Source organism: Desulfonatronospira sp. MSAO_Bac3 (assembly GCF_003838035.1).
In the GTDB taxonomy this organism is placed as follows: domain Bacteria; phylum Desulfobacterota; class Desulfovibrionia; order Desulfovibrionales; family Desulfonatronovibrionaceae; genus Desulfonatronospira; species Desulfonatronospira thiodismutans.
Window position 1 is genome coordinate 1 of sequence record NZ_QYZY01000064.1, and the last position, 10680, is coordinate 10680.

The window sequence follows — 10680 nt, forward strand, 5'->3', positions numbered from 1 at the left end:
ATTTTGTAATAAGGAAGGGATTTCATATAACCACCCCCGGCCCCTCCTTGGCCAAGGAGGGGAGCTATTAAGTGCCTGTAATCCAGAGCGTTCTACGCTCGCTAAAGCCTGCCACGCGCTTGGAGTGGTTCAAAAACAGACGTCTGCATGGACCAGGCTGTTTTCAGGTAGAGGCTTTCAATCATTTTGTAATAAGGAAGGGATTTCATATAACCACCCCCGGCCCCTCCTTGGCCAAGGAGGGGAGCTATTAAGTGCCTGTAATCCAGAGCGTTCTACGCTCGCTAAAGCCTGCCACACGCTTGGAGTGGTTCAAAAACAGACGTCTGCATAGAACAGGCTGTTTCCAGTTAGAGGCTTGCAATTCTTTATAATTATAATTTTGACTTTGGTCTTCTTTTTTCGGTAAACTTTCAGGCCCGGCAAAAATCAGTTGTTTACAAAACACAGCAGATGAAGGTATAGGTTTTACCGCTGTCCGGTTTTCCGGGAGTGTAGAAGGTCAAAGTTTCGCAGATTAAAATTTCAAGCCCTTTTTCATCATGTCTTCATCTGTATTCGAAATAAGCACTCAAGAGCAGGAGTACCTCAAAGAACTGGCTTTTTTGAGCATCAAGTCCAGGTTGGAAGGCAGCGAGCCTGATTACCCCCTTCCTCCCAGCGATAAACTCAAGGAAAACCTGGGCGCTTTTGTCACCCTGAAGATACAGGGCAAGCTGCGCGGCTGTATTGGAAATATTGTCGGTGAAGGGCCTTTGTGGAAAACCATCATAAGAATGGCCAGGGAGGCCGCCTTCAACGACCCCAGGTTTCCTGAACTTACCCCCGGGGAACTGGAGCAGGTGGAGCTTGAAATCTCCATTTTGAGCCCACTGGAGCCGGTACCGGACACCACACTCATTGAGCCGGGCAGGCACGGCCTGGTGGTGCGCAAAGGGCCGTACTCCGGGCTTTTGCTGCCCCAGGTGGCCCAGGAATGGGGCTGGGACCGGGAGACTTTTCTGGCTCACACCTGCCGCAAGGCGGGTCTTCACGAGAATTGCCACAAGGACAGGGACGTTGAGATATTCTGGTTTCAGGCGGTGGTCTTTTAGATTGCCGGCAAGGGAGGTGATATGCAGGGAAAAAGCAGCAAAGCTTCAGATAGAAAGGATCCTTTCCAGATATCCTGTTTTTATATCGGCGACGCCATGTGCGGCATCGATATAAACCTGGTGCAGGAAATCAATAAACAGCTTGATTTTACAGTGGTTCCCCATGCCCCGGAGTATGTCATGGGCATAATGAACCTGCGGGGCAAGATCGTCACCATAATCGACCTGAGCAAAAAGCTGGGTTTTTCCTTTTCCAGAATGGGCGATGAGACCAGGATTATCATTGTCGAATCTAAGGACGAATTTATCGGCCTGCTGGTGGACAAGGTCACCGATGTTGTTCTGGCTGACTGGGAAAAGGTTTCCTCGCCCCCGTCCAATATAAAGGGCCTCAAAGGCAAATATTTCCAGGGAGTATACAAGTCCAGGACCAAACTTGTGGCCATACTGGACATCGAGGAAGTATTGAGCAGCGAATAGCTTCCCTGTAACGCATGGACCATGCCCGGGTAACCATTCAGGGGGGCAGGTACCGGCCAGGGGGACAGTCCCCGCGACACTTGTCCTGCACAAATACAGAAATTACAGACGCAAAATTTTTTGAAGCTGCACAATCATTACTTAGCGGGGGACAGTCCCCTGGCCTTGTGCCATTAGTCAGCACCGAGGACCCCCTGAATGGTTACATGCCCGGCAGCGCCGCAGACATTCAAAACCGGATCAGGCCGGATGAACAGCTTGCCGCATCATCCTTTTGTGATCACTGAAGTACCGCTTTTCTGTTTTCATGCCCCCAGGCGGGATAAAGGCATTTTTTGCGGCGACAACAAACTTATGCCCTGAAAAAATTTCTCTGGATTCGTTCTTATGACCAACACCAACACGATCCGCACCCCACTGATTCTTATAGTTGACGATTCCCCGCTGAACAGAAGGATGCTCAGAGTGGTACTGAACAAGGCAGGCTACCGCATTCAGGAGGCCGAGGACGGTCTACAGGCCCGGGAAATGGCCCGGGAGCATCTGCCGGACCTGATTCTGCTGGATGTCATGATGCCCCACGAAGATGGCTTCGATACCTGCATCAAGCTTAAAAAACAATCCTCCACCCAGGACATTCCCATAATTTTCATCTCCGCCCTCAATGATACGGAAAATATCGTCAAGGGTCTTGAGCTGGGCGGGGTGGACTACATCAGCAAGCCCTTCGCCCAGACCGAGGTCATGGCCCGCATCAGGGTGCACCTGGAACTCAAGTTTGCCAAGGAAAGGCTGGTGGAGGCCCAGGTACAGAGGTTTGCCGACCTGAAGCAGGCCCAGGAATCTTTCCTGGTGGAGCCGGACAAGCTGCCCGGGGCCAGATTTTCATATATCTATCAGCCGGTACTGGAGGCTGGAGGAGATTTTCTGGATGTGGTTCAGACCGGTGAAAACATCCATGTTTACGTGGTTGCGGATGTTAGCGGGCATGACCTGGGCACGGCTTACATGACCTCTGCCCTGAAGGTGCTCATAGACCAGAATATAAACCCCTATACCCCCATGCATGAAAGCCTGAAGATGATCAATGCCGTGCTCAACAGGATTCTTCAGCCCACCCAGCACCTGACAGCCAATTTTTTGAAAGTCGACCGCGGACGCAACAAAATGAGCCTTTACAACGCAGGTCATCCCGCCCCGGTCATGGTATCCGGAGAGGGCAGCGAGCCCAGGATACTGGAAGCAGAAGGTGATATACTGGGGCCTTTTGAACAGGTGGAATTCACCCCCCTGGAAAGGGACATTCAGCCCGGAGACCGTGTCTTTCTTTACACTGACGGGCTTGTGGAGTCTTTCGGCGAAAATTTTATGAGCAGGGAGCAAGGAATGGATAAGCTTCTCCAGGCATGCAGGGAAGCCTCTGATTACCAGCTGCAACCAGCTCTGCAGCATATTTTTTCAGTGTTGCGTCCAGAAAAATCTTTACTGGAGGATGATGCCGTCCTCCTGGCTACGGAGATCTGATGTCTTCAAAATGCAGCGTGGAGGACAATTCTCTAACGTGCTTTTTTCCCGCGGACACAAGCCATGTGGAGAAAGTACTGCAGCAGCTTACCTATATTCCTTTCCTGGCTGACAGAGAAAGAGTCTTTTTTGATCTGTCCCTTGTTTTGCGAGAAGCCCTGAATAACGCCATTGTCCACGGTGCAGACCAGGACCGGAGCATGGAGATAGAATGCCGGGTCAGCGTGGATTCAGGGGGCATAGACATTGTAGTTGTGAGCCCTGGCCATGGATTTGACTGGGAAAAATGCCTGGAAAAACAGCTCCCTGAGTGCCCCACCCAGAGCGGCTGGGGGGTTTTTCTCATCCGGGAATATACTGATCATTTAGTTTTCAGGGATCAGGGGAAAAGGTTAGAATGCCGCATCAACCTGGACCGGTACCAGGAAAAAGATAGACAACAATTTTAAGAAAAATCAGCACGCAAAGTATCCGACTTTTTCCTCCGCGGATACTGGTCCGAGAGCAGGGCTGAATAACGGGAGCAGGTTATGAAACTCAAGGTTCTGGTGGTTGACGATACTATTGTCTACCGCAAGATTCTAAGCGATGTGCTGGCAGATTTTCCCAGCGTAGAGGTGGTGGGGACCGCCAGCAACGGAAAAATTGCTCTTAGCCGCATTGAGTCCCTGAAGCCAGATCTCATCACACTGGATGTGGAGATGCCGGTTATGGACGGGGTGCAGACCCTGGAGGAAATCCATAAAATGAAGCTTGGCATCGGGGTCATTATGGTCAGTACGCTGACCAAAAAGGGCAGTGAAATCACTATGAAGGCCCTGGAGCTTGGTGCCTTCGACTTTGTGACCAAGCCGGACTCGGAAAGCAGAGAGGAAAATATCAAGCAGATCCGCGCATCACTGGCTCCGCGGATTAACCATTTTTTGAAGCGTTTTGAGCTTAAGAAGGCCCTGAAAGGGGACCGGGCCCAGAAAAAGGAAGAAAAGCCCAGGGAGCCCAGGGAGCCGCGGCCTGCTCCACCGTCCAGGACACCGGGCCGTTCCACCTACGAAAAGTCGGATATAGTGGCCATAGGAATCTCCACCGGAGGTCCCAATGCCCTGACCAAAATGCTGCCCATGCTGCCTGGAAATCTTGGGGTGCCGGTGGCCATAGTCCAGCATATGCCTCCTCTTTTCACCAAATCCCTGGCCGAAAGCCTGAACCAGAAATGCGCTCTGGAGGTCAAAGAGGTTCAGGACGGGGAAACGGTCCGGAAAAATGTTGTCTATATCGCCCCGGGAGGCAAGCAGACCAAGATAGTGACCGGGGCCAACCAGGCCAGGATCTTCAGGGTGACCGACGATCCCCCGGAAAACAACTGCAAGCCTGCAGTTGATTACCTTTTCAGGTCCGTGGCCAGGGAATACAAGTCCAGGGTTACCGGGGTGATCATGACCGGAATGGGCAATGACGGAACTCTGGGACTCAAGGTCATGAAGTCCTTTGGTGCAGTGACCATGGGCCAGGATGCCGACACCTGCGTGGTATACGGCATGCCCAAGATAGCCTGGGATGCAGGGGTTGTGGACATGGAAGTCCCTTTGGAGAAGATTGCAGCTGAAATAACATCCACTGTCAAAAGATGAAGATCACTCCGGATGAATTAAAGGTCCTGGCCCAGTACATTTATAATGTATCCGGGATTCACCTGGACCAGAGCAAGGCCTATCTGCTGGAATCCAGGCTGAAGCCCCTGATTGCCGAGCATAATCTTTCCAGCTACACGCAACTGTATCACAAGGCCAAGGCTGATGCCAGCAAAACACTGGAAAAGGCCATTATTGATGCAGTCACCACTAAAGAGACACTGTTTTTCAGGGACAGCGGTCCCTTTGAAGTCTTCAAGCACAAGATCCTTCCTGATATTATCGATGCCAGGTCAAAAAGGCTGCACAAGTCCATGCCGGTTAAGCTGCGCATCTGGAGCGCTGCCTGTTCCACCGGGCAGGAAGTCTACAGTATAGCCATCGCCATCAAGGAGACCATCCCGGATTTGAACAAATATCAGGTGAGCATTCTGGGCACGGATATTTCGGACCAGGCCATAGCCCAGGCCAGCTACGGCAAATATAACAAGTTTGAGATAGAGAGGGGGCTTAGCAAAGATAAGCTGCAGAAGTATTTTTCGCCTACAGAGGACGGAAACTGGCGCATCAAGGACGAGGTGCGCATGCTGGCCAATTTCCGCAAGGTAAACCTCATGCAGGCCTTTTCCGGCCTGGGCAGGTTCGACGTGATTTTCTGCCGCAACGTGGCCATCTATTTCAAGCCCGACGACAAGAAAAAGCTGTTTGAACGTCTGGCCGGGGTGCTCCAGCCCGACGGGGCGCTTATCATCGGCTCCACAGAATCCCTTTCCGGAGTGACCAGGTCTTTCGTGCCCAAAAGATACCTGCGTTCCATCTATTACCAGCCGGCTTAACACCACAGCGAAACTGTGCCTGCAGCACAAGTGATTCTATTTTAGTGTAAGGACACTAAACCACACAGGACATGAAGTTCATCGAGTCAAGCAAAAAGCCAAGTCTTTTGTGCTGTAGTTTTAAGATTCAGAAATCATTTCCCTGTACCTGGAAAAGAAGTACCGGCTGTCGTGGGGGCCGGATGCTGCTTCAGGATGGTACTGGATGGCCATGACCGGCCTGTTTTTATGCCTGAACCCTTCCAGGGTGTTGTCGTTTAAGTTGATGTGGGTCTGCTCCAGAAAATCCAGGTGGTCGATATTTACGCAGAAACCGTGATTCTGGGATGAGATTTCAATTTTGCCGGTACTCAGGTCTTTTACCGGGTGGTTCATGCCGTGATGGCCGAATTTGAGCTTGAAACTCGAAGCCCCCATGGCCAGTCCCAGTAGCTGGTGTCCCAGGCAGATGCCGGCCACGGGAAATTTTTCCAGCAGTCCGGAGATGATCTCAATGCTTTTGGTCATTGCTGCCGGATCACCCGGCCCGTTGGACAGGAAAACGCCGTCCGGAGCGACTTTGACCGCCTCCTGTACCCCGAAATCCCAGGGGACCACCAGAAGCTCCAGTCCCTGGGCCTTGAGCAGTCTCAATATGTTCCACTTGATGCCATAATCGTATACCAGGACCCTGCCTCCGCTGCCAGGCCAGTCATAGCTGCCGTCCTGGTTGAGGTCCGCCTGAATGGGACCCCACTCGGTCCAGGCGAATGGTTTACTGCAGCCTGCCTTTTCAGCCAGATTCAGTCCTTCCATGTGGGGAAGCTGCAGGGCTCTCTGGGCAAGCTTTACTGGATCGTTTTCTGTGGTGGACATGACTCCGCGCATGGCTCCGAATTTACGGATATGTGTGGTCAGGGCCCTGGTGTCTATGCCCTCCATGCCCATGACCTTATGCCCTCTCAAATAATCAGGCAAAGACTGGGTGGATCTCCAGTTGGAAGGAATCTGGCAGCATTCCCTGGTTATGAATCCGGCGGCCTGGATCTTTTCCGATTCCACATCTTCGGGGTTTATCCCGTAATTGCCCATGAGCGGATAGGTCATGCAGACCATCTGCCCCATGTAGGAAGGATCTGTAAGTATTTCCTGATAGCCGGTCATGCCGGTATTAAATATGACTTCGCCCTCGGCTTCGCCCATTCCGGTAAAAGACCGGCCCTCAAACCAGGTCCCGTCTTCCAGGGCCAGTAAAGCTTTCATGTCTGTCTCTCCTGCAATAGTTGAACTGTTCTGGAAATATCTTCAGGCACGTCCACCCCGTGACAGGCATACCGGGTGACAACCACGTCAATGGGGATGCCGGCCTCCAAGAGCCGCAACTGCTCAAGCTTTTCAGTCTTCTCCAAAAAGCTTTGCTCCATCTGTTGAAACTTCTCCAGGATATCATACCGATATGCATACAGGCCGATATGTCCCAGGAAAGGACCCGCTCCGTCATGGGACCAGGGAATGGGGCTGCGGGAGAAATAAAGCGCCCGCCCCCTTTGTGATATTACCACCTTGACCGTATTCGGGCTTTGCGCCTCCTGGAAATCTATCCTCCTGGCCGGGGTGGTCACGCAGACCCCGGTTGCTGATACAAAAGGCTCAAGGAGTTGGTCAAGTATTTTCGGTTCCAGGGCCGGTTCATCCCCCTGGATGTTCACCACCACGCTCTGTCGGGCCAGGCCCAGCTGCCGGGCGGCCTCCATGATGCGGTCGGTACCGCTGTGGTGCTCCGGGGAGGTCATGAGTGCAGGTACCCTTAGTTCTCCGGCTGCCTGGTAAATCCTTTCGTCGTCTGTTGCCAGGTAGACACGGTGCAGAAGTCTGCATTGCACCGCCTGCTGGTAAACATGCCAGAACATGGGCTTGCCCAGGATGTCCGCCAGAGGTTTGCCCGGAAACCTGGTAGAGGAGTACCTGGCCGGGATGATTCCGGTAAAGACTAAAGAGTCATGATCTTTGTTCCTCAAACCTCATGAACTCCCGTGTCTGGCAACGATACCGGCCAGCTCCTGTGTTCCGCCCCTGCGACTCTGCAGATATTCCTTGAACTTTTTTTCCACCTGTTCCCTGGACATGCTCTGGGGCTGCTGCAGCTTAGAGCTTAGTTCATGTTCGTCCCGGACCTGGATGAGCAGGCCGGAGTGGACAATTTCCCGGCCCACCCAGGTGAAATTGTCCCAGAAGGGTCCTACGCAGGGAACAACACCCTGACCCAGGGCTTCCAGAAAGTTCTGTCCGCCGCAGGGCATGAGGCTTCCACCCACGAAAACCGATCTGGCCATGGCATAAGCCGCTTCCAGTTCTCCGAAGCTGTCCCAGAGTATTACTCCGGCAGGGGCGGTCCCGGACTCAAGACTGGAACGCAGGGTATATGGAATGCCTTCACTGTCCAGGATTTTCTGCCAGGGCCTGATCCGGGTCATGTGCCTGGGAAAAAGGGCGATGGTGGTTTTGGGGCGGGTGCTGTAAAGTTTTTGTATCACCCGGGCGATTTGAGGCTCTTCTTCTCTGCGCACAGATCCAAGGGCTATGAGGGCGTGCTTGGGCTTGAAGAAGGAGGACAGGGGGTTCTGGACATAGGCCATGGGTTCCTTGTCCACCAGGAGGTCGAATTTGATATTGGACATGACCGATGTCTGAGCAGAAGGAAAAAGCGAGGAAAATCTTTCCCGGTCCCTTTCAGATACAGCAGCGATTCTGTCTGGACCAATGGATGCCAGAAACCTGCGCAGGGGGTAGTAGCGGCAGAAGCTCTTGAGGCTAAGGCGGCCGTTGCCCAGGACCACCGGGACATTTTTACGTCTGCAGGCATTGAGAAGTGACGGCCAGATTTCAGTTTCCAGAAGCACCAGTTTTTCCGGTCTGGCCCTGCACAGGGCCATGGCCATGATGCACATGTTGTCGAAAGGAAAGTAGGCCTTCTGAGCATCTTCCTTGATTTCGCTGTCCAGAAAATCCATGCCCTGCCGGGTATTGGTGGTGACCAGGATGTTTCTGATACCCTTGCGGTTCAGTTCGCGCACTAAGGCAGCAGCCAGCCTGGCCTCGCCTACGGAAGCCGCCTGTATCCAGACCCGGAAGGGTCCCCGGGGCATGCCGAAACCCAGCCTGCCCGAGTCAATGGGGGTCTCTCTTCTGACTATGAGCAGTATGGGCAGGGCAATGACCCAGAGCAGGGAATAAAGAACAAGCAGGGCCCAGTGGCAAAAGGAAATTTTTCTGGTCTTCATCTTTTCACCTCGGCTGGTTAGAGTTTAGCGCCAGGGACAAAAGTCTGGCAATGAGCTCGGTAAAACCGATTCCGGCCTGTTGTGCCGCCTTGGGTACCAGGCTCGTCCGGGTCATGCCCGGAAGGGTGTTGGTTTCCAGAATATAGATATTGTCCTGCCGGTCCAGCATAAAGTCTGAACGGCTGTAGTGCCTGAGTCCCAGAATCCTGTGGGCCTGCAGGGACATCTCCTGTATGCTCCGGATCGCTTCCTGAGATATGGGAGCAGGGCAGATCTCTACTGCTCCGTCTGGATCGTATTTGCTGTTGTAGTCGAAAAAATCCCCTTTAACCGGCTGAATCAGGATGGGCGGCAGGGGCTCATTGTCCAGGACAGCACAGCTTACTTCGTGACCGTTGATGAGTTCCTCCACCAGGATTTCATGTTCTGAGTCCACCTGGTTCAGAAAAGAATACATTTCCTCCTGGTTGTAAAATATCTGCATATCCAGGCTGGATCCTCCCTGATTGGGCTTGCAGATCACCGGCGGAGGCACATGGTGCAGGCGGCCCTGGGGGAAATACAACCCGCCCCTGGGGGTCCTTAGACCGTGATTGGCGTAAAACTGTTTGCTCAGGGCCTTGTTCAGGGCCAGAAATGAACCCCGGACACCGGAACCCTGATAGGGCAGGCCAACATCTTCAAGAACACCCTGTATGCTGCCGTCTTCACCGGGAGCACCGTGCAGGTTTATTATGGCCGCGTCAGCTTCACGGGCCTTATTTACAAGTTCCTGGTAATCAGGGGAAAGATCCAGAAAAAGAACTTCATGCCCCAAACTTTTCAGCGCTTCCTTGATCTGTGCTGCCCCGTTCAGGGAAACCTGTCTCTCCTTGGACCACCCACCTGCTATTAAAAGTACGCGCATTCAAATCCGCCTCAAGACTCTGGTTGAGCTGTTCCTGAATGTGCAGGGTCTGCTGCCATGACTGGCGGATAAGGCCCTGCATCCTCTCGTTGATACCGTAACGCGTGTAAATATCGGAATATCTTGTTTCCAGGCTGACTATCCGGTCATGCATCACCCGTTTGTCGCTGTAGATGATGACCAGCGGCAGGAAAAATCTGTAAATATCCACTTCTCCCGGCCAGTAGACGTGGTGCATGACTCCCTGGGCAATGGCCGGGTTGCCGGTAAGTTCCATGGCCAGGCTGGCTCCGAGCTGGTTGTGGCAACCGCCATGTTCCACACAATAAAATTTACCCACATCGTGCAGCAGAGCAGAAGCCTGAACCGCCCCGGCATCAACCTGCATTCCCTTTTGCAGGGCCAGGGTGCAGATTTCTCCGGCAACACGGGCTACCAGGACGCTGTGATCTATGATATGCTCGGGAAGGTTGTAAAGTTCCAGGTAATGAAGGCATTCCTCCCGGGAGGGCACTTTCCACCGGGGGTCTGCTGGGTAAGGAACTGGCTGGAAAGTATAAATCATTGCCTTTACTGTGGTCCCTGGGGGTTCTGGTTGTCAGCCTGCCTGTAGTCAGCCCTGATTTGCGGTTGATATCTTTACACCGGGTATGTTCTGTGAAAAAAAAGTGACCAGAGACAGAAATCATACCGGTCAAACCTGCTTCGATCTTGCATCCCTGCTAACACTGAAGCTTGAAAAAGGCAAAATAATTCTCAGGATCCAGCCTCTTCCTTTGTTGACCTTTAGAGACGGGCTGGTTAGTTATTGTTTTGACGTCCTGGAGAGTCCAGGTCGGGAAATGAGGCTTTGCGGGGCAGTATTGCAACAATAAAAATTCAGGAGAAAATATATGTGTCTGGCCGTTCCCATGGAAGTGGTGTCCATAGAAGACAATGTGGCCCATGTGG

At 52.8% G+C, this 10680-nt stretch carries 12 protein-coding genes; 6 read left to right on the forward strand and 6 right to left on the reverse strand.

All coding sequences use genetic code 11. From position 1 onward, the window contains the following. The first annotated feature begins 542 nt into the window (after positions 1 to 542). The 6 genes from amrA (at position 543) to D5S03_RS02350 (ending at position 5562) form a co-directional block, all read left to right on the forward strand. Positions 543 to 1094: an AmmeMemoRadiSam system protein A gene (amrA, locus tag D5S03_RS02325; RefSeq protein ID WP_008868739.1), complete on the forward strand. Its 552-nt coding sequence runs from the start codon at positions 543 to 545 to the stop codon at positions 1092 to 1094. A 21-nt stretch (positions 1095 to 1115) separates the two neighbouring features. Next, positions 1116 to 1574 (forward strand): chemotaxis protein CheW, encoded by a 459-nt coding sequence (locus D5S03_RS02330; RefSeq protein WP_008868740.1) that lies wholly within the window; start codon positions 1116 to 1118, stop codon positions 1572 to 1574. A gap of 387 nt (positions 1575 to 1961) precedes the next feature. Then, complete coding sequence (locus tag D5S03_RS02335; RefSeq protein ID WP_287042567.1) at positions 1962 to 3098, forward strand: SpoIIE family protein phosphatase; 1137 nt, start codon at positions 1962 to 1964, stop codon at positions 3096 to 3098. Beyond that, on the forward strand, positions 3098 to 3547 hold the full coding sequence (locus D5S03_RS02340) for an ATP-binding protein (protein WP_287042568.1): 450 nt from the start codon (positions 3098 to 3100) through the stop codon (positions 3545 to 3547). The genes D5S03_RS02335 and D5S03_RS02340 overlap by 1 nt, the downstream gene beginning before the upstream one ends. An 81-nt stretch (positions 3548 to 3628) precedes the next feature. Continuing rightward, complete coding sequence (locus D5S03_RS02345) at positions 3629 to 4726, forward strand: protein-glutamate methylesterase/protein-glutamine glutaminase (protein ID WP_287042569.1); 1098 nt, start codon at positions 3629 to 3631, stop codon at positions 4724 to 4726. Then, on the forward strand, positions 4723 to 5562 hold the full coding sequence (locus D5S03_RS02350) for a CheR family methyltransferase (protein ID WP_008868744.1): 840 nt from the start codon (positions 4723 to 4725) through the stop codon (positions 5560 to 5562). Before D5S03_RS02345 ends, D5S03_RS02350 begins: the two co-directional genes overlap by 4 nt. Before the next feature lie 120 nt (positions 5563 to 5682). On the opposite strand, the gene carA is transcribed toward D5S03_RS02350, so the two are convergent. The 6 genes from carA to D5S03_RS02380 all read right to left on the reverse strand — a co-directional run. Further along, positions 5683 to 6804: a glutamine-hydrolyzing carbamoyl-phosphate synthase small subunit gene (gene carA / locus D5S03_RS02355; RefSeq protein ID WP_287042570.1), complete on the reverse strand. Its 1122-nt coding sequence runs from the start codon at positions 6802 to 6804 to the stop codon at positions 5683 to 5685. Continuing rightward, entirely contained in the window at positions 6801 to 7559 is a 759-nt protein-coding gene (kdsB, locus tag D5S03_RS02360; protein ID WP_287042571.1) for a 3-deoxy-manno-octulosonate cytidylyltransferase, read from the reverse strand. Before kdsB ends, carA begins: the two co-directional genes overlap by 4 nt. A gap of 3 nt (positions 7560 to 7562) precedes the next feature. Then, a complete protein-coding gene (locus D5S03_RS02365) occupies positions 7563 to 8822 on the reverse strand; it encodes a 3-deoxy-D-manno-octulosonic acid transferase (protein WP_287042572.1) in 1260 nt (419 codons plus the stop codon). A 4-nt stretch (positions 8823 to 8826) separates the two neighbouring features. After that, positions 8827 to 9729, reverse strand: coding sequence for a D-alanine--D-alanine ligase family protein (locus tag D5S03_RS02370; RefSeq protein ID WP_287042573.1), 903 nt, complete (start codon positions 9727 to 9729; stop codon positions 8827 to 8829). Then, positions 9629 to 10243 carry an HDIG domain-containing metalloprotein gene (locus D5S03_RS02375; protein ID WP_287042574.1) on the reverse strand — a complete coding sequence of 205 codons (615 nt, stop codon included), beginning with the start codon at positions 10241 to 10243 and terminating at the stop codon, positions 9629 to 9631. The genes D5S03_RS02370 and D5S03_RS02375 overlap by 101 nt, the downstream gene beginning before the upstream one ends. A gap of 208 nt (positions 10244 to 10451) precedes the next feature. Beyond that, the coding region (locus tag D5S03_RS02380; protein ID WP_287042575.1) for a hypothetical protein at positions 10452 to 10680 on the reverse strand (229 nt) is incomplete at its 5' end.

Excerpts from the sequence above, each read along its gene's own strand:
- amrA (WP_008868739.1), top strand. The coding sequence starts at position 543 with ATGTCTTCATCTGTATTCGAAATAAGCACTCAAGAGCAGGAGTACCTC.
- D5S03_RS02330 (WP_008868740.1), top strand. The coding sequence starts at position 1,116 with ATGCAGGGAAAAAGCAGCAAAGCTTCAGATAGAAAGGATCCTTTCCAG.
- D5S03_RS02335 (WP_287042567.1), top strand. The coding sequence starts at position 1,962 with ATGACCAACACCAACACGATCCGCACCCCACTGATTCTTATAGTTGAC.
- D5S03_RS02340 (WP_287042568.1), top strand. The coding sequence starts at position 3,098 with ATGTCTTCAAAATGCAGCGTGGAGGACAATTCTCTAACGTGCTTTTTT.
- D5S03_RS02345 (WP_287042569.1), top strand. The coding sequence starts at position 3,629 with ATGAAACTCAAGGTTCTGGTGGTTGACGATACTATTGTCTACCGCAAG.
- D5S03_RS02350 (WP_008868744.1), top strand. The coding sequence starts at position 4,723 with ATGAAGATCACTCCGGATGAATTAAAGGTCCTGGCCCAGTACATTTAT.
- carA (WP_287042570.1), bottom strand. The coding sequence starts at position 6,804 with ATGAAAGCTTTACTGGCCCTGGAAGACGGGACCTGGTTTGAGGGCCGG.
- D5S03_RS02365 (WP_287042572.1), bottom strand. The coding sequence starts at position 8,822 with ATGAAGACCAGAAAAATTTCCTTTTGCCACTGGGCCCTGCTTGTTCTT.
- D5S03_RS02370 (WP_287042573.1), bottom strand. The coding sequence starts at position 9,729 with ATGCGCGTACTTTTAATAGCAGGTGGGTGGTCCAAGGAGAGACAGGTT.